The 23910-nt window shown below is 41.7% G+C and carries 17 protein-coding genes; 11 read left to right on the top strand and 6 right to left on the bottom strand.

The genetic code is table 11. The features are described from left to right. Positions 1 to 131: 131 nt before the first annotated feature. Entirely contained in the window at positions 132 to 1955 is a 1824-nt protein-coding gene (locus CHJ_RS17315; protein WP_317918425.1) for an SUMF1/EgtB/PvdO family nonheme iron enzyme, read from the top strand. A 67-nt stretch (positions 1956 to 2022) separates the two neighbouring features. On the opposite strand, the gene pdxH is transcribed toward CHJ_RS17315, so the two are convergent. After that, complete coding sequence (pdxH, locus tag CHJ_RS17320; RefSeq protein ID WP_171753322.1) at positions 2023 to 2658, bottom strand: pyridoxamine 5'-phosphate oxidase; 636 nt, start codon at positions 2656 to 2658, stop codon at positions 2023 to 2025. 576 nt (positions 2659 to 3234) lie between these two features. Here pdxH and CHJ_RS17325 point away from each other — a divergent pair. From CHJ_RS17325 to CHJ_RS17340, 4 genes are read left to right on the top strand one after another with little or no spacing between them, the layout of a single operon-like run. Continuing rightward, positions 3235 to 4626: an HlyD family type I secretion periplasmic adaptor subunit gene (locus tag CHJ_RS17325; protein ID WP_317918426.1), complete on the top strand. Its 1392-nt coding sequence runs from the start codon at positions 3235 to 3237 to the stop codon at positions 4624 to 4626. Positions 4627 to 4668: 42 nt separating this feature from the next. Next, positions 4669 to 5331, top strand: a complete 663-nt coding sequence (locus CHJ_RS17330; protein WP_171753371.1) for a transglutaminase-like cysteine peptidase — start codon at positions 4669 to 4671, stop codon at positions 5329 to 5331. 5 nt (positions 5332 to 5336) lie between these two features. After that, positions 5337 to 7247, top strand: a complete 1911-nt coding sequence (locus CHJ_RS17335; RefSeq protein ID WP_171753324.1) for an EAL domain-containing protein — start codon at positions 5337 to 5339, stop codon at positions 7245 to 7247. A gap of 14 nt (positions 7248 to 7261) precedes the next feature. Further along, complete coding sequence (locus CHJ_RS17340) at positions 7262 to 9376, top strand: type I secretion system permease/ATPase (protein ID WP_171753325.1); 2115 nt, start codon at positions 7262 to 7264, stop codon at positions 9374 to 9376. A gap of 112 nt (positions 9377 to 9488) precedes the next feature. Here the strand turns inward: CHJ_RS17340 and CHJ_RS17345 are convergent, their stop codons facing one another. The 4 genes from CHJ_RS17345 to CHJ_RS17360 all read right to left on the bottom strand — a co-directional run bounded on the left by CHJ_RS17345 (position 9489) and on the right by CHJ_RS17360 (position 15699). Continuing rightward, positions 9489 to 11180, bottom strand: coding sequence for a DUF342 domain-containing protein (locus CHJ_RS17345; RefSeq protein ID WP_317918427.1), 1692 nt, complete (start codon positions 11178 to 11180; stop codon positions 9489 to 9491). A gap of 183 nt (positions 11181 to 11363) precedes the next feature. Beyond that, complete coding sequence (locus CHJ_RS17350; protein ID WP_317918428.1) at positions 11364 to 13409, bottom strand: GNAT family N-acetyltransferase; 2046 nt, start codon at positions 13407 to 13409, stop codon at positions 11364 to 11366. Positions 13410 to 13503: 94 nt separating this feature from the next. Beyond that, positions 13504 to 14475 (bottom strand): ParB/RepB/Spo0J family partition protein, encoded by a 972-nt coding sequence (locus tag CHJ_RS17355; protein ID WP_317918429.1) that lies wholly within the window; start codon positions 14473 to 14475, stop codon positions 13504 to 13506. A 6-nt stretch (positions 14476 to 14481) separates the two neighbouring features. Next, a complete protein-coding gene (locus CHJ_RS17360) occupies positions 14482 to 15699 on the bottom strand; it encodes a ParA family protein (protein ID WP_317918430.1) in 1218 nt (405 codons plus the stop codon). A gap of 1166 nt (positions 15700 to 16865) precedes the next feature. Between CHJ_RS17360 and CHJ_RS17365 the strand changes: the two genes are divergently transcribed. The 5 genes from CHJ_RS17365 (at position 16866) to CHJ_RS17385 (ending at position 21810) form a co-directional block, all read left to right on the top strand. Beyond that, the gene (locus tag CHJ_RS17365) at positions 16866 to 18842 is read left to right on the top strand and encodes a replication initiator protein RctB domain-containing protein (RefSeq protein ID WP_171753330.1); all 1977 of its coding nucleotides are present in this window, start codon (positions 16866 to 16868) and stop codon (positions 18840 to 18842) included. A 553-nt stretch (positions 18843 to 19395) separates the two neighbouring features. After that, positions 19396 to 19590 carry a PA3496 family putative envelope integrity protein gene (locus tag CHJ_RS17370; RefSeq protein WP_171753331.1) on the top strand — a complete coding sequence of 65 codons (195 nt, stop codon included), beginning with the start codon at positions 19396 to 19398 and terminating at the stop codon, positions 19588 to 19590. Positions 19591 to 19772: 182 nt separating this feature from the next. Beyond that, positions 19773 to 19982, top strand: coding sequence for a DUF3283 family protein (locus CHJ_RS17375; protein WP_171753332.1), 210 nt, complete (start codon positions 19773 to 19775; stop codon positions 19980 to 19982). Positions 19983 to 20064: 82 nt separating this feature from the next. Then, positions 20065 to 20781, top strand: a complete 717-nt coding sequence (locus CHJ_RS17380) for a YebC/PmpR family DNA-binding transcriptional regulator (protein WP_317918431.1) — start codon at positions 20065 to 20067, stop codon at positions 20779 to 20781. 153 nt (positions 20782 to 20934) lie between these two features. After that, on the top strand, positions 20935 to 21810 hold the full coding sequence (locus CHJ_RS17385) for an NAD(P)-dependent oxidoreductase (protein ID WP_317918432.1): 876 nt from the start codon (positions 20935 to 20937) through the stop codon (positions 21808 to 21810). A gap of 98 nt (positions 21811 to 21908) precedes the next feature. On the opposite strand, the gene CHJ_RS17390 is transcribed toward CHJ_RS17385, so the two are convergent. Beyond that, positions 21909 to 22793: a dihydrodipicolinate synthase gene (locus CHJ_RS17390; RefSeq protein ID WP_317918433.1), complete on the bottom strand. Its 885-nt coding sequence runs from the start codon at positions 22791 to 22793 to the stop codon at positions 21909 to 21911. 185 nt (positions 22794 to 22978) lie between these two features. On the opposite strand from CHJ_RS17390, the gene CHJ_RS17395 reads away from it, so the two are divergent. Next, positions 22979 to 23854, top strand: a complete 876-nt coding sequence (locus tag CHJ_RS17395) for an AraC family transcriptional regulator (protein ID WP_317918434.1) — start codon at positions 22979 to 22981, stop codon at positions 23852 to 23854. Positions 23855 to 23910 lie beyond the last annotated feature (56 nt).

Below are 23910 nucleotides of genomic sequence, written 5' to 3' on the forward strand. Positions count from 1 at the left end.
GATTGATTTCACAAAGCTGATTGTTAAGCGCCATTTTGTCGACTATCACACAATGATAACTCCTGACAAAGTGGCGTTTTCGTATAGAATGGGTGAATTGCCCAATTAATCAATAAAGTAGTATTAGAACTATGCGCCAAGGTTTACCTGCATTATTGCTTGCACTCTCTCCTTGTCTGATACCGACAACCAGCTTCGCTATCGATGCAACGGTTGCTTCAGTACAGGATGTTGAAAGTTCGCTTAGAGCAAAACAGATTGAAATGGATGCTTCCGCAAAACTGGTAGCAGAACAGAAAGCGAAGATTAGGCAAGCTCAAGAAGAGCAGTCTCGTCTAGAAAATCAATCTGCACAGTTAGATAAGAAACTAGCTCAGAGTAAAAAAGCCCTCGATAGAGATTTTGCTCGTATTTCTGATGAGCCCGATTTTGACATCAGGCCAAGTCAAGGTGCATATCAATCAGCATGGGCAGACGTAAAACAAAACCAAAAAACTCGCTTAGAAGCGGAGCATAAACTGCAAGAGTTGTATGCCGATCTTTCTCTATTTGAGTTGGATCAGAAACGCTTAAAGCAAGAGCTGGAAAGTATTACTGAAAATAGAATCAGAGCGAGAGTTGAAAGGCTACGTCAAGAACTCACACCGAGTCGACAAGTCGACGTAACTTACACAAATGCCTGTAAAACGGATATGACCATTGCTCAATGTACTGAGCAAACCAAAAACCTGACGCTACAAAAAGCGGTTAACAAATTTCAGTCTCAGCTCATCAATGCCACAACTGAGTCAAAGCTAGTAAAACAGCACCTTGCTCAAACCTCTTTAAGTATTCATGTTATTGGCAGCAATACGAACAAAGCTAGCTTTTCCGATAAGATGAGCTACACCATGTCATTGGATGTCAACCTTGAAGCCAGACCTGCCAAAAATACACCGTGTAAACTGCTGAACGTTGCGTCAAACTACTGCTTTGACCAAGGAGAAGATCAAAACAACTCCGAGCAGCAGAAAGAAGTACAGTGGGTATCGCTAACAGTACGTTCAAATCAGTACCAAGATCGAGTTTCTATTGATGGCGTGAGTTACGGCAGCACACCTCTAGACATCATGATCCCTGTTGGTCCACACATGATTAGCATTGAGAAAGAAGGCTACCGCTCGTTTCATCAAGAGTTAAAAGTGACTGGAGATCAAACTTTAAGAGCCGTACTACGAGAAACCGAAAACCTTCCTCATTCAGGTCGAGTCTTTGCGGATTCACTTGGTAGTAACACCAAGGCACCGGAAATGGTAGTTGTAGGCTCTGGGCAATATCTGATCGGCGAGAACGGGGCTAAGCAAGTTAACATCGATAATGCTTACTCAATCTCATCGACACCTATTACCGTTGGTGAGTTTGAACTATTTGTTAGCTCAACGGGTTATCAAACCGATGCGGAATTAAAAAATATCTGCACCACGGTAGAAGAGTCTCAAATTATTCCAATTAGTGGCAGCTATTGGCGCAACCCGGGCTTTAAACAGTCGGCAAATTATCCTGCAGTTTGTATAAGCCAAGCCGATGCGATTGCCTATACGCGATGGTTATCTAAAGAGACAGGTTATCACTACCGTCTGCCAAATGAGACGGAGTGGGAAGTCGCCGCACTTGCCGGAGCACACACCGATTTTTGGTGGGGTGACTCATTCGGAGCAGGTCAAGCGAATACCGGCTGGGGTGGCACCAAATGGTCTAACGTAAGTGCTTCTCCGGTAAAAACATTTGCACCTAATGGCTTTGGTTTCTATGACGTAGTAGGAAATGTTTGGGAATGGACCAATGACAGCCGAGGCGTAACAAAAGGGGGCGCTTGGAGCTTCTCACCAAATCAAGCCACTGCGTACAGTCGACTGTTCTTGGCTCCTAATACCGCATCTAACTATGTTGGCTTTAGAATACTAAGACAGCTTTAATTAAACCGACAACCACTAAAAAGACCGGGCATCACTACCCGGTCTTTTTATTTAGAAAGCGATAAAATTAAGGCGCTAACCTTTCAATATCCCACTCTTCATCATGTTTCTGAAATAAAAATCTATCGTGCAAACGGTGTTCACCACCTTGCCAAAACTCAATAGACTCAGGGCGAATACGGTATCCTCCCCAAAATGAAGGGATAGGTATCTCTCCATTGGCAAATTTCTGCTTAAGCTCAAGGTACTTTCCTTCTAACAGCCCTCGAGCAGAAAGACGACTACTCTGTTTACTCGCCCAAGCCGCAATTTGACTCTCTTTTGGTCGAGAAGAAAAATACTTCATATTCTCCACTGCGCTGAGCTTCTCAGCAACACCTGTAATATGAACCTGTCTCTCTATTGGGTGCCACGGAAAATGCAAACTCACTTTTGCATTATCTTCAATTTGTTGTGCTTTCCGGCTGGCCAAGTTGGTATAAAACACAAAGCCCGTATTATCAACATCTTTTAATAACACGATGCGCTGAAAAGGCTGCCCAGTTTTATCAACGGTTGCAACTGTCATTGCGGTAGGGTCCGTTAACTTGGCATCAACCGCTTGTTGTAACCAGAGATTAAACTGTTCCACTGGGTTTTCATTGATATCTTTGCGGCGTAGACCGCCTTTTATATATTCGCGGCGAATATCTGACAGTTCCATTTTTAATCCTTACTCTTTTTTTTCGATTTTGCGCTTATATTCAACTAACCTCAAGAGGCTTATTAAGCGAGAATTCATTGGCTTGTGATCAAAACACTGATTTGAAGACATAGTCACTCTACGACAAGAATCCGTAACACAGAGCAGGAGCCAATAAAACTCGCCCTTTGGGAGCTCATCAACCTCCCCATTTCTGCGTCAGATAACCTTGAAAGGGGATGCCATTGCTTCGATTATCTTTTTTGAACTGAACCTGTTGATGCAGATCTGACTCCTGAATCTTGAGGTCAAATGAGTATATACCTTATAACAAGCAAGACAGATCAATCACTGATTAATCGTTGTTTTGCGGCAATAGCAGCAAACAATACCGTCAATATACCAAACCTAACTATTTGAGAGCCAAATAAAAGTCTCTGAACCTTAACATTTATCTTAACAAAGAATAAAATTGATTATTAATATATACTCAAGTAACTCCGCTCAACGGCAACAGCTGTGCTATCAGCCTTTTAAAATGCTTGAGTTCTCCGTCTTCATCAAATAACTGGTGTTATAAATCTCTAGGGATAGCGAATGAGTAGTAAGAATTATCAAAAGCTAACAGATAATGAATTAGATTATATCGATGATAAAACCGCAGCACTGCTACTCAATACACCAAGTAGTGCAAGGTTACTACTTTGGATCATGGTACTGTTTTTTATTGCCGCTATTGCTTGGGCTGGCTGGGCACAAATAGATAAAGTCACCGTCGGACAAGGGAAAGTCATTCCTTCCTCTCAACTTCAGATCGTACAGAACCTAGAAGGCGGATTAGTTAAACGCCTATTAGTTAAAGAAGGTGAAATGGTCGAAGAGGGACAACAGCTCATATTAATTGATGACACACGTTTTCGATCTGATTTTAGGGAACGCGAACAACAAGTCGCAAACCTTACCGCCAGTGTTTTACAATTATCCGCGTCAATTACCAGTGTTGTGGTAATGGAAAATTTTGACAACAGCAACTGGCAAGAGAGTGTAAAAATCAACTCGAATAAACTTGCCTTTCCTCCGGTGTTGTCTGAAGGACAACCCGCTCTTGTAAAACGACAATTAGCAGAGTACAAACAGGACCTCGAGAACTTAAACAATCGGGTATCCGTTTTGGCGCAACAGGTAAACCAGAAACAACAAGAGCTGGTGGAACTAAGAGCAAGAGCGAGAAACCTGAAAACCAGTTATAACTTTGCCAAAAGAGAGCTCGATATAACAGAACCTCTAGCCATCGAAGGGGTGGTTCCTAAAATTGAACTGCTGAAACTGCAACGTCAATTAAATGATACTCGACGAGAGTTAACCTCGACTGAACTCAAAATTCCGACTTTAATATCGGCTATCCGTGAAGCAACATTGAGCCGAGTTGATGCTGCCCTTAAATTTCGTTCCGAGCAGCAAGAGAAGCTCAATCAGGCTCAAGATAAGTTGTCAGCCATCACTGAGTCTGCTGTCGGGCTAGAAGACAGAGTGAATCGTACCGTGGTTATCTCGCCTGTCACAGGGACAGTTAAGAAGCTTTATATCAACACCGTTGGTGGTGTTATCCAACCGGGCATGGACCTAATTGAAATTGTACCTTCCGAAGACACGCTTTTAGTTGAAGCTAAAATTGCCCCGCAAGATATCGCATTTTTGCGCCCGGGCTTGCAAGCCATTGTTAAGTTTAGCGCCTATGATTTTACTCGATACGGTGGCTTAGAAGGCGTTCTGGAACACATTAGTGCCGATACCATTCAAGATGAAGAGGGAAATAGCTTCTACTTAGTTCGAGTGCGAACTGACGAGCATAAGTTTGGGGCTATGGGAGAACTGCCCATCATTCCAGGAATGACCACTTCCGTAGATATTATTACCGGTAAGCGTACGGTTTTAGACTATCTGTTGAAACCTATTCTTTCGGCAAAACAGACCGCACTCAGGGAATAAACAGCCTATGTATTATTTCAATATAGGTGATATTACGCCGTGATGATTCGCCTAGTACTGCTCTCCCTACTCATGTTCTCAGTAACCTCACTGGCTCTCAATAGTCAGGAACAGCGCTGGGTTGACGCAGTATCAAATACATATGGCCCTCGGGCAGGTAAACGAGTCGATGCTTGGCGGAAAACAATGGCGTCACTTAAGTCTCAAAGTGAATCGCAACAGATGAGCAAGATAAATCAGTTTTTTAATCAGCTCTACTTTGTCAATGATATCGATTTATGGGGAAAGAACGATTACTGGGCAACACCATTAGAGTTTTTGGGAAGCAACGCCGGCGATTGTGAGGACTTCACCATCGCCAAGTATTTTTCACTACTAGAACTGGGTATATCCGATAAGAAACTGAGATTGGTTTATGTTAAGTCACTGACACTTAACCAGTTCCATATGGTTTTGGCCTATTACTCAACCCCAAATGCTGTACCCGTTCTACTGGATAATATTGATCCAGAAATAAAACCGGCCACTAAACGCCGTGACTTACTGCCTATCTATAGCTTTAACGGTAAGAACTTGTGGCTCATGAAAGAAAAAGCAAGCGGAAAACTGGCCGGTAAAGCGTCCAGATTAAGCTTATGGAATGACCTACGTTCCCGCAATAAATCGCTGGAATTCAATAAACCAATAATTAACTACGATGAGTAACCACCATGACATTATATAAACAACTTGTCGCGGGTATGTTAGCTGTATTTTTGATACTGATTGGCTCAGTAATGGCTGTCGAGTTCAAAACCACTCGCAACTTCTTAATGCAGCAACAACGTTCAGAGATGAACAATACCATTAATACCGTAGGATTAGCTTTAGCACCCTATCTTGAACAAAAAGATAGCGTTGCTGTTGAATCGGTAATCAACGCTCTTTTCGACGGAAGTTCATACTCCGTTGTTCGATTGACCTTTTTAGATACCGATGAAGAGATTGTCCGTTCTTATCCCGTAGTCGCCAATGGTGTACCTAAGTGGTTTACTGAGCTTAACTTCCTCAATAAGTTACATGATCGTCGAGTGGTAACCAGTGGTTGGATGCAGCTTGCTGAAATTGAGATCGTTAGCCACCCCGGTGACGCCTACGAGCAACTCTGGGCCGCTCTTGTTAATCTGGCCACCGCCTTTTTAGGTATGTTCCTGATTGGTATTGTTCTTGTGTCATTGATGCTTACACGTGCACTTAAGCCACTAAAGCTGATCACTCGGAAAATGGAAGATATTGCGAAAAACCATTTTGGAGAGCCATTAGAAAAACCGAGAACAAAAGATCTCATTGCTGTGGTTGAAGGCATCAACTCCATGTCAAAGCAGGTAGAAAAGAGTTTTAGAGCACAAGCTAAAGAAGCGGAACAGTTACGTAAACGCGCTTATATGGACCCTGTCTCTCAACTAGGAAACCGTTCATTCTTCATGGGACAGTTAACTCAGTGGTTGAATGAGTCTGGCAAAGGAGGGGTTGCTCTCCTTCAAGCTCAGTTTATTAAAGATGCTTACGATGAGTCCGGTTATGAGACTGGCGATCAACTCGTCAAGGAGCTTTCTGACCATCTCAAAGTTACCATGAACTCCCCAGCGGTCACCATTGCAAGAATCAACACCGAAGAGTTTGGCTTTATTCTGCCTAATGTCAGCGAAGAAGAGCTAAAACTGTTGGCGAATAATATTGTAGATAATGCACAAAACATGCGGCCTGACCCAACAGGTACTGCGCCAATGGAGCTATCGCTAGGTCTGGTGTATAACGAAGAACGCAAATCCACTACCGATATTCTCTCTTTAGTGGATAACGCACTCTCTTTAGCGCATTCACATCCAGAGCAGAGCTATGGCTTGGTCTCTAATAGCAATGATCAAATGATGCTGGGTAAACAGCAGTGGAAAGCACTGGTGGAAGAGGCGATTAACAACCAATCTATCGAGTTTAAGTTCCAGTCAGCAAACCAAGCAAATGGTGAAAGTTTCCACAAAGAAGTCTTCTCGTCCATTGAGAAAGATGGCACTCGCTATACTGCAAACCAGTACCTATTTGCTCTTGAGCAACTGAATGCCGGTTACATCTTTGATGAGTATGTTATCGAAAGCATGATCAAGGGACTAGAAGAAGGAAGCATCGAAGGAACCATAGCGATTAACTTAACGGTTAGCAGTATTTCTGAACCGAGCTTTATCCGCTGGTTAACCAAAGTACTATCAAAACATCACTCTGTCGCCAATAGACTGCATTTTGAAATTCCTGAGATCTGCTTTGTGAATAACCAACACCATACCGCCCTACTGTGCCACGCAATTCGCAGCAGTGGTTCAGAGTTTGGCGTTGATAATTACGGTCGAAACTTCCACTCACTTGATTACATCAATGAGTTTAGACCTACATATGTGAAACTGGATTATCTATATACCCATCAAATTGAAGATGAGAAACAGCGTTATACGTTAACCTCTATTTCAAGAACCGCACACGATCTTGGTGTGACAACCATTGCTTCAAGGGTAGAAACACAAGCTCAATTAGATTTTCTGTCTGAGCACTTTATAGAAGTGTTCCAAGGCTTCATCGTCGATAAATAAAGGGCCGTAGCACAATGCATGATCCACTATTGAATTCTCTTATCTATATCAGTAGATATTATGGACTAGCGAATTCCCCTGACGCATTAATCAATGGTTTGCCTTTGTCTGACGGTAGGCTTACTCCATTCCTATTTCCTCGCTCTGCAGAGCGAGCAGGGTTAGTCGCCAAAGAGAATCGCGCCAAGTTATCTGCTATCTCTGATTTAATTCTACCTGCGGTGTTACTGCTTAAAGACGGCGATGCTTGTGTCCTCGTTAGCGTTAACAGTGAAAGCGGTGAAGCGGAAGTTGTCACAGCAGAATCCGACACCATGCCAGTATCTATTCCATTGGAGGAACTAGAACAGCAGTATATTGGACGATACTTTTTAGTTAAAAAGCAGTTTCGTTATGACGAGCGCTCTCCAGAGATATTGAAAACCCGTGATGGACATTGGTTTTGGGGAACTTTATTTGAGTCTAAACATATCTATAGAGATGTATTAATTGCCTCTCTTTTGGTGAATATCTTTGCTATTGCGGCTCCGATGTTTACCCGTCTAGTATACGATAAAGTTGTACCAAATCTCGCATTTGAATCATTGTGGGTGTTAGCGTCAGGTATTTTTGTTGTTTTCATATTCGATTTTATATTGAAGTTATTGCGAAGCTATTTTATTGATGTCGCAGGGAAAAAATCGGATGTGATCATCTCATCAAAATTGTTTAGCAAGGTAATGGGCATCCGCATGGAGTCGAAGCCCCCTTCTGTCGGTGCCTTTGCCAGACACCTTCAAGAGTTTGAGTCGATCCGAGAATTCTTTACTTCCGCCACTATCTCAGCACTGATCGATCTGCCCTTTGCTCTGCTCTTCTTAGTGGTTATATGGCTGCTGGCTGGCAATTTGGTCATTATCCCTATCATCGGTGTATTAATACTGGCAATCCACTCTCTGTTGATTCAGGGGCCTTTACGCAAGAGTATCGAAGAAGGCTCTCGGTTAGCTTCTCAAAAATACGCCAACCTAATTGAGAGCTTAGCGGGTTTAGAGTCAGTAAAACTGTTTGGTGCACAAAGTCAGTTTCAGTATCGATGGGAAGAAGCTGTGGCTCACATGGCTAATTGGAACATCAAAACCCGTCGCATTACCGACACTATCCAAAATATGGCCGGCTTAGTTCAGCAATCTTGTAACGTTGGTATGATCATACTCGGCGTTTATCTTATTGCCGATGGTGAACTGACCATGGGGGGATTAATCGCGGCTACCATGTTGAGTGGGCGTGCTATTGGTCCTTTGGTCCAGTTGTCATTACTCTCTACTCGTTACAATCAGGCCAAGTCATCAATGACGATTATTGAACAAGTGATGTCAATGCCTGACGAACAGGAAGAAGGAAAACGCTATATCCACCGTCCGATTATCCAAGGGAAAATTGAGCTGGATAAGGTGACTTTCCATTACCCTGATGCCCCCATTGCTGCAATTCGTGATTTATCAATCCGTATTAATCCGGGTGAAAAAGTAGCAATTATTGGACGAATAGGCTCAGGTAAAACCACCCTAGAAAGACTTATTATGGGGTTGTACCAACCGACAGAAGGTCATGTACGTATCGACGGTACAGACATCAACCAGCTGCATCATGTGGATGTAAGGCGTAACATTGGTTGCGTGCCGCAAGAGAGTACCCTGTTTTTTGGCAGCATTAGAGATAACATAACGTTAGGTCAAACGCTGGTGGATGATAGAGAAGTATTGGATGCTGCAAACCGAGCGGGTGTTACCGTATTTACTCAGCAAGATCCCGCAGGGCTCGAAAGACAAGTCGGCGAAGGTGGCTTACTGCTTTCCGGTGGACAACGTCAATCGGTCTCCATTGCTCGTGCATTGCTAGGCCGTCCGCCTGTTCTTCTTATGGATGAACCGACCAGTGCCATGGATAATCGTACTGAGATGCATATTAAGAATCAACTTGCTCAACTGCGTAAGAACGAGACATTAATTCTCATTACCCATAAAACATCGATGTTGGATATCGTCGATCGAATCATCGTCATGGAGAAAGGCGCCGTGATCGCGGATGGGCCTAAGCATCAAGTTCTCGACGACTTAAAACATGGCAGAGTACGAGCCGTAAGTTAACAGATTGGTTCTACACCGCTTTATTTGCAATGTTGCGTGATCAAAATAGCCCTCAATTTGAGGGCTATTTTTTATTCTACTTAGAAAGTGACCGGTTAATGCTTGTTTGCTTTTATAGCTCTTCTTCTCCCTCGCCTTCCTCTGCACCTTCAACCATGGAGCGACATTTAATCTCATATTGATTAAAGGAGAACACACTGGAACCATGCTCTCGTTTTGTAATAACAGATTCATCTCCATACAAGACAGTGACACGAGTAAAGACATGATTTCTAGCCGTCACCGTATTTTCAGAAAGTAATCGTTCTAACTCAGATTCTGCTCTTTCAAGCTTTGTCTTCGCCTCTTCCATTAATTTGCTCAGCTCAGACTTTTTCGTCTCTAAATCAGTAACATCTTTCTCGCTGCGCTCAGATTTAGGGGTTTTCTTTAACTCAATTTCGGCACGGACAGCATCCATAGTATTGTTCTGCGCAACACGATATCTCTCTTTCAGCTCATTAATACCTTGCTTATACTTATTGTAACGGACGAACGCTTGTACCTGAGTTGCCGTATCCCCCTCAACACCCAAGTTTGCACAGAGGATTTTGCCCCCTGCTTTTGTTAAACCGCCGCTTAAGGTCCCTTTCTTTTCACTGGGGTCTATAACAGAAAAATCTCTCGCACACATAATCGTGTTATTCATACTATGTAGCTCTAAACTGATGTCTTTTGTCGCTTGCAAAAATGCATATTGCGCATACTTGGATTTAATACTGCCGTTAGTTTTCACCACACACGCTTTATCTTCACCATCATCAACAGCGTGGCCAATGATGCCTTTGCCGACGATAATATCTTCTTGGGCCTGAACATCTGCCGATTCGATGAAACCGCCTACCGTCAATGAACCAGTTGCTCTAACGACCATACCCGGTTCAATATTACCGGATACAACAACGCTTCCTTTAAACTTAACGTGACCTGTCGTTACATCGACTTTCGTTAAGCTTAACGCCGGATCCACATCGACAGAATTTTTCTTGATGATCGGCATGCCGGGGTTACTTGAACGGAGTAAGTTAGGATCGTCTCTATCGTAAGCCGAACCCTTGCCTTCTTTTAGTGGTGTATCTTTACCAGCCTTTGGCTGCAATACATTACCGAGTACGGTAAAACCAGGTTTACCTGATGTGGCAGGGACGCGCTTCATCAAAGCTTCTCCTGCAGCAACAGTAATGGTTTCGCCCAGATCTCGCATATCAACTTTGTGGGTTTTAGCATTGGTTTCTTGCGGAGCTAATACTCTGTTATCGACATCTTCAACTAAAGGGACAAATTTGGCATCTTTCCCATGTTTAGCTGCTGTGCCAACGGCAACGGGTTGTTCAAATACTTCTCCCGGAGATAACGTGCTGCTGACGGAGAGAACTTTCTTCAGAGCCAGTTTATTGATGCCTTTCGTCACATGAGCTTCAGCCAGCACTTTAAGTACATCAGGGCCTCTTAATGCCTTGCCTCCATATGCTCCGGTCACTTTCATTGTCGCGACCATATCGTGGTCAGTAATATCCACAATTACTTCTGCGTCTTTCTCAAGAGCAACAACCACCCCTTCATAGGCTGATTTTTTATTTTCTTTTGCAGCTCTTACAAAACGGTTTGCTTCTTCCTCATCATAAAAGAATGCCGCCGCTCCCAATGAATTAAGTAAGGTATCTAATCCTTGGACACTAAAAGTAGGCCCAACTTCATCGCCTCTTGGCAGTTGAGCAATAACACTTTTCTTATCATCAGCTAATCGAGTGATCTCTTTCCACATTTCACATAAAGCTCATATCAAGTTTCAGAACCAGTCTAACTAAAGAATGAAACAATTTGTAAAAGTTTAGACAAAAATTAGTATTCCATCACTGTAAAATGTTCATTTTTTTAACCATTGATTTACTTTTGCAGTTTACAGTGTAAATCACACTAAGAGTTTACACTGTAAAACACCCCCACTTTACAGTGTAAATTCCAGCAATAACTGAATATGCTGTCGCAATTCTCTCTCAGTCTGTTTACGACCAGAGTAACCATATAATCTGGCGCAATCCGACCATGTCCGCTTTTGTAACACTTTGCTTATCAATAAATTCGACAGACGGTCGTTGGCGCTGAACAGTTGCTGCTCAACAAAATCACTTAATAGAAACAGAACACTTTCATAAGAACTTCCACCGCTTGCGTATAAGCTTAGTAATTGCAGTTCTGATGAGCTCAACTTATGCGCTGCAACATTATCCGAAGCAAGCATAGATTTAATCAGACTTGTATCTAAAGTAGTAAAACTGTCCGCCAATAGTGATAACAAATTACGAGGGAAATAACTCAATGCCGTATCAAGCCATGGCATAGCTTTAACTTGTTTGGCCATTAATAGAGAGTGAGTACCGCTGGCTTTATCATAGCTTGAGCCAAGCCTAACGGGCATGAAATCACTCTTTTGCCAAAAATGCAGTAAATCGCCACTCACACCATAGCTCGTTGCAAAATAACTGGCCGCAAAATCATTACGAGTGATTAACTCATCCAGCATACTCGTTCCGATACCACTATTTTGTAATATTGGTGATACCGCTATGCGCATAATCCGGACACACGGCTCATACAGTGCTTCCTTTAGGCCGTATTGGCTAGCAATTAAAGATGGCGCTAAATGCCCTTTTGGTCTTCTTGAACCAGCCACAATAGCGTTGGCAAGCTCCCCTTCAATATCACCTTCTTGCTTTACGACCAAACAGCCCAAAACAGATTCCTTACAACGCAGCGCATAAAGGTGAAGCGACGGGTCATCAAGTATCTGCAACAAATCGTTAGGCGAAGTTTGATAGTGAGCATTAACCAAAAGAGAAAAACAGCGGTGAAATAGCTCAGAGGATTGAAGCAACTCATTCTTGTCGACTAAAGAAAACGACCTGCTATCACTTGAAGATAAAACCGCCTTGTCAGTATCAAGATCATGATTTAACAAAAACAGCTTAAATATCCACTCTTCTAAAGGATCACTTTTGTTCCAGCGTATTGCTTCATTGATATGATAGTGTTTCCATCCCGGCCTATTATCTTGTAACCAAGGATAAAACTTGAGAGTAAATCCTCTTCCACACCCTTCATAACCGTGAATAGTGGTGGAGAGTACAACACGAGGATAACGGCTAACTAACGCTTTAAGCATCGTTATTGGAATCGCAGACGCTTCATCAATCAGCAATAAGTCGCAACAGACTTCTCCCGACAACAGTTCATCAGCAGCAACATAGATCAGTTGGGACTGCTTCCACTGAATAGTGTTTTGCTCAACTAACTCGGCATTAGCCAGATTTAACCTTGCATGTTCAAACAGTGGTGATACTGATTTTCGGGCGGGCGCCGTTACCGCAATAACCATATCTTTTTGCATCATCAATTGCGCAGATGCAATACCGAGAGCGGAACTTTTGCCTCTTCCTCGATCCGCCGTTATAACTAAAGGACGCTTACTGTGTCCTGAGACGACATTATGTATTTGGGCTATCGCGCAATTTTGCTCGTCATAACTTCGCTCCCCCTCGCTCTTTACCCATTGCTGTTTACTATTATCTGCATAAGGTAACTCAGGACAGGGTTGTGCCTGATCCAAAGTAATGCCGTTTTCTAAATGATCAGCAATCCAGCGAGAGGAGTTATTGTCTGACTCTACAAAATGAAAGAAAAACAGTCCGCCACCTTTTAGACAGCCAGACGCCGCAGCCAGGCTATTACCATCGAAGCCGTTAACAGAATCATAGAAAATACAGTCACACTCTTTTCCTAGTAAACTGCTCCCCTGTCGATAAGTTAAATTGGAGATCCCTTCAATTGAACTACCGCCCAATTTAATGACTTCTGAATATCTTTTTTGCTGGATGAAAGAGGTAAAGAGCTGCTCTTTCCACTGCTTGCTCCCTTTCAAACGGACTAAATATCGATGATTCTGTTTTTCAGCCAATTGGGATAGCGAGAGTAGAAACGGTAAGAAAGGCAACATGTGGCATCTAATAATGTAGTGACTAGAAAGCTAATGGTATCACAGAGAAAAAAAAAAGCCGCTAATGCGACTTTTTACTGATTGAGAACTGGGTTTAGTTCAACTTAGATTCAATATAGGCGAGAATATCTGCCACTGTATCATCATCTATTTTTTTCAGCTGTAGAGCCAAATTAGCTCCTTTCCTTGTGTACTGAACTCGCCCTTCTAATAACTCTTTCTTAGCGGTTGTCTCTGTTTTCTTTGGCTGTAACTTTTCGATCCACTCTTCTAACTGCTCAGACACTTCCTTGGTAATTCGAGCAACACCTTGGGCATCACTTTGCTGCCAAATAAAACCACCATTACTATCGCACTTATCGAGTAATGCTTGTTTAGCAGAGTCACCCAACTCATTATATTGTTTATGCAGTCTTACCATTGTTGGTCGACCGAGCTCTGCAACATTAGGGTATGATTGCAACAGAGGCAGAGGCAATGAAGCGGCTTTTAACGCGCCACTCACCAAAGCTTCACTACATTGGAATATCTGAGCTAAGGCTTTTTGATCTTCAGCTTCTCCGCTATCCAATTTTGCTTGCATCTCCTTTCCCTTTTCATAAAGAGATAAAGGCTTATGCGCATTAGCAACATCAGATAAAAACTTAGCTTCTTCGACTCCAATACCATCGGCAACATATATTAGAAAATCTTTCTCAGCCAAGATGCAAGACATACGACGACGGCTACCATCAAGTACTTCTATTTTTCCATTTTTATCACGTCGACCTACTGCCGGATACTGCTGTCCTCTCTCTTTTAGCGTTACCAATACATCAGAAAGTGCATGCTCATTTAAAAATGACTGCTCACGAGAGTTTTGTTCAAAAACACAAGTATCAGAGGCCACTTTATCCGCAGGTATAGTCATTAGCTCAAATTGAACTAACTCTTTTCCAGCAACAGCAAGTTCTATGACTTGAGCTTTATCTTTCGCTGCTGTCTGCGCTTGCTGCGGAGTTGTTGCTCTGCGCTTATTCGCTTTTCCAAATAACTTAGCATTAAGTTCAGAAGTTTTAATTGCCATCTTTCTTTACTCTTGGTTTAGTGAATTCCAATAACTGTGTAATACTCGCTCAAGTTCCAACGCACTCTTTTGAATTGCATCTTGAGCTGTAGCTAACGTTTTTTTGCCACCTTCAAAGTCACCAACCGTTAGATCAAAAACAGTACTATACGTATCCGCACAGGTTTCAAAGGCCCTACTTCGAGGAATCGTCGCCATCATAACCTGATCATTCAATAAATAGTTCATTTCCGTCAACACAGAAACTTGCTTTTTATTATCATCTTCAAACATTGTTGGCATGAGTCGAACAAACTCTAAGCCCTTCCAATCCTCAGGGAACATCTCATATACAGTAGGCAAATGCTGGAAAAAGTTTACTGTCGAGGCCCAATCCAAACGTTTGGCGGCACAAGGGATTAACAAAGCATTGGATGCATACATTGCATTCCATACCAGCGGATCAACATGTGGCCCTGTATCTATCATTATAATATCGAAATCATCAGATATCTTTTCGATCAAATTTTCTTTCAATAAACGAACAATATCAAGAGACTGGTTTTCTGATAAATACTGCCAAGCTTCTGCATTAAACATCGCATCTTCAGGAAATGCAGAGATAGTTTTTAGATTTGGATACTGTGTTGGTAACAATACATTTTTATTTAAGAACTCACGGTCAACAACCGTCCCCTCAGGTACATTCTCAAGCATCACATCTACGGCAGAGTAAATATTGTCATGCACTTCCATGCTAATCTGAGGGTTAAGGAAAAGTCTCAGGGAGCCTTGTGGGTCTAAGTCGATTAAGCAGATACGATAACGCTTATCGAGATTCAGCGCTAAACAGGCTGCAAGATGAACCGCAGACATAGATTTGCCCGTTCCACCTTTCTGATTTTGAACATTAATAACCCAAGGTTTGTTATTCTCACTCTGCTTTCTTTGATGGAAAGCCGGGACCTTCGCCGCATCCATTAGCATATGAGCTTCAGCTAACGAAATAGAATAGTGGTTAGCATTATTTTTAGTAAACTGATGACCATTTTCTTCCAGCTTACTAATCGCATCATCCAACTTTCTACGAGTAAGACCAGAACGTGTTTCCATTAGCGCTTTAGACATAGGAGGAAAGTGATCTTCACTGCGCTCTTCTAATACAATCTCAATACGGTCTGCTTGAACCTGTTTTGTTTGCTCTGCCAACTGATATAGATTATCAATGGTTTTTTCACGTTTCATCAGCTTATACCTTAACTTAAATGCATGGGCATGATTGTACAGCATTAAAAGAACATTTCAATAAATAGCTGAACATTCATTTTAGAGCAACATCACAAGCATAGAATATATTTTCCTCTAAAAGCCTCTTAAATTTGATGAAAATTTGCTAAATTTAATTCAAGTAAAGCTACCCAAATCTCCTCAGAATTAAAATGTCACAGCGTCACTTATTTACAGTGTAAAATTGTTTTTTTTACGGAACGATAACAAATCGGCGATAAACTACGGGAGATGTGAGTTGAACTGTAAATATAGCCACATACTCTCGCTAACTTGCCACCCATTAGGGAAGAATGATCAAGGGAGCACCTTGATCATTCTTTCGCTTCAACTATAAACAGCCGAAACGATGATCAAGAATAAAAGTGTATATTTACTAAGCAAATAAAATAAAGATAAAGAGATCAATAATCGGATCAATGATCAAGGGGATGTATCGTTACGGAAGCATGTAAAAAACACGGTAAATTACGGCGAATGCTTATTGAATGAGGGATCTGACATTGTTTTCCTGCTCCATCGCCAACTGGATTTGCCATAAAGTGAAATCAATACGATTAATAAATCTCTTGATCATGCTTCCCGATATTGTGCATATCCCTTTGCAACAAGGTGTTACCTGCTATTTTGCATTCCAATACTTGAGTAACAACCAAACCAAAGCAATAGGCCAATCTTTCATACCTTGATCATGCTTCTAGAACATAAAACTCAAACAAACTAACCGTTCGAGATAAATATGATTAACAATAATCCATATTTCTGTGGATAAAGTGTGTAAAGTTCTTGATCATGCTTTCATACAAACAGTGATCATTTATTCGAAGATCGTTTGATCATTGTTTCAAGAAGTAATGATCATTCTTGCAGGCTTTCCTTGATCACTATCCCGAAATCACCATGATCATGCGTCCGAATAGGGCTAATTTTTTTTCATTAAGATACAAAGAGTTAAAGATAATTTTACGCCCAGATCATTAGATCACTATATCAATATAGATCATATTAATCATTATGATCAGTTATAAACCCACAAACAAAATTTCTCTTTATTTATGATCTAATTTTATTTACTCTTTGGAACTATAACCTTTTTACGGCATATGAAAAATGGATTGTCTTAAATGAAGTCTGAAGAAAAAATATTAATTCGTTTACCAAGAAATCATAAAGATGGCCATCTATTTGCCGTTTCACAAAACGCAGTTGATTGGATCGAACAATATCAACACTTTAAAGGCGTCACTAAAAGTATTTTAGAATTGTTGAATCTAATCTCTTTAAGAGGGTTAAGCAGTAAAGATGGTTATGTCTCTACAACAGAAATAGTTGAAGCAACAGATAGACACCTTACGCGAGCAGCCATTCAACAAAGATTAAGAGCCGCGGTAAGTATCGGACTATTTACTCAAACGCCGGTTAAGTTCGAAGAAGGGTTGGCAGGAAAAACGATGCTGCATAGCTTTGTTAATCCAAGCCAATTGGTGTCTGTATTAGGCGCCTCAAGTTTGATGACGGAAACGTCTAAACAGACCGAGAAACAGAAACGATCAAAAGCGCTCGCTCAAACACAAGTGAACCGACGTTTATTAACAGAATACGGCCTGCAAACGCCACCAGCAATGAAGGATGAAGCGGATCAATTTATTGTTTCCCCTACAAACTGGGCAGGGATCATTGATCAAGCGTTAGCGCCACCAAGAACAAGAAAAAGCTATCAAAAATCGATGGTCTCTATTTCAGGATCAAGAGCCATCATTGAGACACGATCATCAAAAAATATCATGACCGTTGATGATCTAATGACTCTGTTTGCTCTGTTTACATTAACGGTGCAATATCATGAGCACCACCAAGACGACTATCATATCAACGCTCAGCAGACCCCCAACAAAACGCCTCTGTATATAACCGACATCCTATCAATGAGAGGTAAAAAAGACAGTGGCCCTGCGAGAGACTCGATCCGGGAAAGTATCGATCGTATTGAATTTACCGACTTTCAATTACATGAACTTGCCGGACGTTGGTTAAGTGAAAATATGCCCGAAGGGTTTAAAAGTGATCGTTTCCGTTTTTTAGCTCGTACCATCACTGCGTCAGAAGAAGCGCCATCTGAAGATGCATCTGGTGAAATCCGAATTAAACCCAATTTGTATATTTTAGTTTGGGAGCCATCATTTTATGAAGAGTTGCTAACAAAAGATTACTTCTTCTTGTTTCCACCAGAGATATTGAAACAACATACATTAGTGTTTCAACTGTACTCATTTTTCCGTAGCCGAATGTCACGAAGATTTACGGATTCACTGTTATTAAGTGAGTTAAATCAAAAGCTCGCAAGAAATATTGAGTGGCGTAAGTTCTCATCTGAGTTGATTCGAGAGCTGAAGAAATTATCTAAAGATGACAGTACAGATACGCTGTTTACCGTTAACCTGTGGGGTTATCACTTAGTGATATCTGAGATTGAAACAAAAGGTAAGATCTCTGATTACCTGTTGGATATAAAATGTAATGTGGAAGAGGTACTACGTTACTCTAGAGCAAGAACCACCAACGCCGGTAAACGCAATATGGCGCCAACGTTACCGAACCCTCTTCGTAACGAATTGGTTTCAAAGCAGAAATTGGATGAACTGGCTGAAATTATTGATGGTGAGTTTGAACCGATTCAACGTAAACCCTCTAAATCAGGGGGCCGTTTGGGGCGAAGAGTTAAGTTACGTAAGCACCTTGTTGAGATCAATGCCGATGAACTAACCATTACTTTATCGAAATATACCTCAAATGAAGCTCTAGAAAGAGCTGTAACGGCTCTTTCTGCAATGACCGGGCATTCACCTTCCTCGATTCAAACAGAGTGTCAGGAGCTCATAGAGAAGCTGGACTGGTTAAAAGTGGGCGATGATATTATCGATTATGAAATTCTTAGTAAGACAATCGAGTTATTTAACGCTCAATCTACCAATAAGCACCTTTCAATTGAAAGGTTGATATCCGGCCTTGCGGTAAGGCGTAAAGTCTCTAAGTCCATTTTACAGGGACATCTGGATGAAGAAGTCTTTAGGACTTTAGATGATGTTGCGATAGGAATTTAGTCAACTACGGACAGAATACTAACATAACCCTGACACTCGGTTTTGGTTGCCAAGTAAACTTAACGACGAATAGACAACCCTTTATCCATATCTAATTATAGATTGGCTCATGTAGTTACATTTATTTATGATTTTTAGCGAGTACTTGTACTCGCTTTTTTTTTGCCTGTTCAAAATTGAATGCCTTGATCATCGTTCCAGAAAATTAGACATTATTGACGTTTGATATGATGCCATCGACAAAAGTTTGTTGTAAAAAGTATTCGAGAAAGGTCAACAAACTCTGGTTTGATATTGAAATTTACCGTCAGGAGTTTGGTTTAGCTCAATTGAGAGGATGCAATAGCGAGACCTAGCTCTCATTACATTTATTGCGAGGAATCTTTTAAGAATATGACTGAAATTTCTTTTAAGCAAAGCCTTAATGACAGATTTATAAACTTCATTATAGAAGTTATGCCTAGTTCACATTCTTAACCAGATTCTCTTAACAAAGAAATGGCACTTTGCTAAATAAGCAGTGTCCCTAATGGGGTTTTGAACGGAGGTATGTATGTCTATCAACTCAATTGATCATGACGAAATGACAAACATTGCATCTAATTGGGACTTCACGGAAGAAGACACCAAGCAATCAAAGAAGAACGTTAAGTCAGCTGAAGCTCGTCGTCGTATTGAAGCGATGCGCGAAATTCGCGAAAGCGGCTTAACATTAGAGGAAGCCGAGGAGATGGGCTTACTTCATTGATAGCAATTAAGATTGCAAGTTTCGCTATGGGCGACCAAATGGTCGCCCTTGTTATTTGTCTCAGCCTAGTGGCGAAGCTCGGAAAAGCGTAAAAATAACCATTTCGTTAACGTTCTAGTATTCACTAGTTTCTTACCTCTGTGTTATATTGCTCGCCTCAGAAATAATCGATGAATAAACCCATGTCTGTAAATCTATCTTTGTTAGCTGCCAATGAAAAACAGCTCATAGAGCTTGATAAACAAGCGTCATTTTTAGTTTGGAAATTAAAACAAGCAAAAGTGGGCCCAGAAGAAATTATTGCCCAATCTGCTAAGCTAAAAAGTGATGAAGAGAGAGCATGTTTTGAACAGTCGATCGAGAAATACAAGAGAGTAATGGGCGTAATGTAACGCTGGTTGCTCTTACAAATTGAATTGATTTTGCTTTTTGCTAAAATCTGCCCGAATAATTTGAATCAGAGAGAACATCCCGATGGGAAGAAGTTTTGAAGTGCGCAAGGCCTCAATGGCTAAAACTCAAGGCGCAAAAATTAAAGTCTATTCCAAATACGGTAAAGAAATTTACATGTCAGCTAAAAATGGTGGCGCGGACCCTGACATGAACCTTTCGCTTAAGCATTTGATCGCGAAAGCTAAAAAAGACCAAGTACCTGCACACGTTATTGATAAAGCGCTAGATAAAGCGACAGGTGGTGGCGGTGAAGATTACCAACCCGCTCGTTATGAAGGATTCGCTCCAGGTGGCGCAAGTGTGATAGTGGATTGTTTAACCGATAATGGCAATCGTACCTTCCAAGATGTTCGTCAATGCTTTGTTAAAACGGGTGCAAAAATAGGCAGCCCAGGTACTACCGCACATATGTTTGACCACCAAGCTGTTCTGCAGTTTAAAGGGGAAGACGAAGAAGCGGTACTAGAAGCCTTAATGATGGAAGATGTGGATGTTACTGATATAGAGCTAGAAGATGGTGTTATCACGGTTTTTGCTCCGCATACTGAATTCTTCAAAGCGAAAACAGCACTGAACGCTGAATTTCCAGATGTCACTTTAGATGTTGAAGAAATTACTTTTGTTCCGCAAACCAACACGCCAATTAATGGTGATGACGCGGAAAGGTTCCAAAAGTTCTTAGATCTTCTTGATGAGTGTGATGATGTTCAGCAGGTTTACCACAACGCTGAGCTGTAATTCTCCTTTGATACAAAGATTAAACCGGGCAGCTCGCCCGGTTTTTTTATGTTCATATGTTGTGGTATTTATGTTCATATATCGTAATGAACAACAAAGCTTCACGCATTAAAGCTGTCGCAGTGATGCACAAGTCGAATAAAGGAATAAATAATGAAAATTAGTTTTATTGGCCTAGGTGTCATGGGTTATCCAATGGCTGGCCATCTGCAGAACGCAGGGTTTGAGGTCACGGTTTATAACCGCACCACGGAGAAAGCGTCTAAATGGGCTAAACAGTATGGTGGATCCTATTGTGAGACCGTTGCAGAGAGCGTACAGGATGCCGACATTGTTGTTTGCTGTGTTGGTAATGATAATGATGTACGAAGCGTGACAACGCATTCTGACGGCGCTATTACTGCGATGAAGAGTGGGACGATACTGGTGGATCACACCACGACATCTGCGGAATTAGCGGAAGAGCTATCTGTTGCTTGTCAAGAAAGCGGGATTCGCTTTATGGATGCGCCTGTTTCTGGTGGACAAAGCGGAGCAGAAAATGGCTTGTTAACCATTATGTGTGGCGGTTCAGAACAGGACTTTGACAGGTTGCAGACCGTATTTGATGCGTATGGTAAGTCATCAGTATTAATGGGCGGTGTAGGGCAGGGGCAACGTGCTAAAATGGTCAATCAAATATGTATTGCCGGAACGTTGGCTGGTCTCTCTGAAGGGCTGATATTGGCAGAAAAGTCCGGTTTAGATATCTCGTCGTTAATTTCCTGCTTAAAAAATGGCGCCGCTGGTTCATGGCAGATGGAGAACCGAGCTGACACCATGGCCAAAGACAGCTTTGATTTTGGTTTTGCCATCGACTGGATGATAAAAGATCTCGGATTCTGTTTAGATGAAGCCAAGCGACAAGGCCTTCAATTACCACAAACCGAAAAAGCGACAAATCAATATAAGCAGTTATCTGAGCAAGGTTTCGGCCGTATGGACACGTCGGTTCTGATTAAAGCAATTCGAGAAGAGACGGAAAAATAAATATTGTCTGCATTTAGCCGATAAAAATGAAGCCAGCATATTGCTGGCTTTATTGATTCTTCGGCCAGATTTTAGCCCAGTCGATCTTGTGTTGGTCACTAACGTCGGTTGGCCATCCTCTTATATTGATGGCGTCGGCCTCGTAATGTTATCCCCAAACGCATGATATTTTCTGGTATCGCCAAGCCGGAATAACCACTGTCACCAATGTGCACAATGTCTGCGCCAGCAGCCTTCGATTCCATGGCCACTTTTTCAATATAACTTTCACAACTTCCCTCTTGCGAGGTGCCAATTGCGAGCATACCGAGTAGCCCTGCTTTGTGAACTTCATTCATCATCTGCTGCGCAAGCGCGGCATTGACACCGGGAGTGGTATAAGGTGCCGGAAACATGACAATATCTGCTCCTGCCGATGCAAAATCCGCGACAATATCTAAGTTGTAATCATTTCCAACGCCTGAGCCATGCATTTTTCCTGCGATGATGATGATCTCTTTGGAGACACTCCGGACTAACTTAATGCCGTCAAGGATGGTTTGTTGGGTTACCTTCATGCCGGGATTGCCCGTTAACATGATGTAGTTCATGCCCAACTCTATGGCGTTATTAATGGTCTCTTTAGAGAGCGTTCTGCCTGCTTCTATATTGACGTCAACCTCGTGAGGAACCGGTTCTAGGTTACACCCCAAAAGACGGCCAGTGCATTGCTTAACTTGCTCAATGTTCATCTCTTGCGCTGTGTCATGAAGGTTAATCTTTACTGATGGGTTATATAGATTCAATAAATTGAGTGTGATCATATCTGCACCAAACGCAGCAGCAAGCTCAGCATTACTAACGACATCAACCGTTGGAATGGCAGAAGCAATGGTTTCTACCATCATTGTTCGCCCTTCCGAGAGTCGAATAGAATCGAGTAGCTGTTGTCTTGTCGCTGTGGTTATATCCTGATGAGTTAAATCAAATATTCGTTTGTTCATTGTTACTCCCAACATGTTAGAAGGTGGATAGTGTCTATTTGCTTAACCATACTTTATCGTTGCGCCGGACGGTAATTCAGTACATTACTGTCAATGATCAGTACTTTTTTATCTGTCGCTGTTTATTTGTGGATTTTTAGTACTATATTGTCATTTATGAATCGTATATTGCTATCGTTAAGTAGATGAAAAGCCCTTTAGATAAAGTTCCAACACGGCCTGGTATGTCGTGGCGTTATAAACACTGCCAATACCAATCGTTACAGCAGCCTTATCATCATCATAGTGAGTTTGAGATCGCCTTGCATATTGGTGCCGAAGGGGTATTGCAACTGAACCAACAGCAGTTTGTGATCGAGAGTAACTGTCTATTGCTGTTACCGCCAAGAACTTCCCATTGTTATGATCAAACCGCTAAAGATGGCGTTGAAGCGAACAGTCATTATATTTGGTTTCGAGCTGATTGGTTGGGCAATATGGCATTCAGTTGTGAAGAGTTTCGACATTTGAATGATAGGCTGAAGAGCGCTCGCTATGGGCTTCGTTTTAGTGAGGAGACTGCACAACAAGCTGTGAAACTTTTAAGTGAGCTTGATTGTGGTAAGGCTAAACTGGCTCAGTTAGCGGCCTTTATTGAGCTGCTGAGTTTGCTTTGTCAGGATACGAGTACGGTTCCTTTATTAGTGAGTCAGCCTATGTTGCCAACAGCTAAGGAGACTGATGAGGTAAGTAAAATAGAAAAACTTGCCAGATTTATTGATAGTCATTTCGCATATCCGCTTACCTTGTCACAACTGGCAGATCATATGTGCATGAGCCAGAGTAGCGTACACCGGTTTTTTATACTTCATTTTGGCGAAACCTTTACGCAACGACTAAAGAAAACCAGATTAAGTTACTCTGCTCAATGGTTAGTTGATACCGATGATAGTATTGCGGTGATCAGCCAAAAGTCGGGTTACCAGAATCAGGCTAATTTTAATCGTCAATTTAAGCAATATCATGGCCTCACTCCCCGTGAATATCGACATAAGTTTAAGTTGGGTTTGCAGCTACCATAATTTTAGTTTAACAAAGCTAGTTCATTTACAGTGTAAATACACTTTGCCTAGCTTTA

This window comes from Vibrio sp. MACH09, from assembly GCF_033238805.1.
In the GTDB taxonomy this organism is placed as follows: domain Bacteria; phylum Pseudomonadota; class Gammaproteobacteria; order Enterobacterales; family Vibrionaceae; genus Vibrio.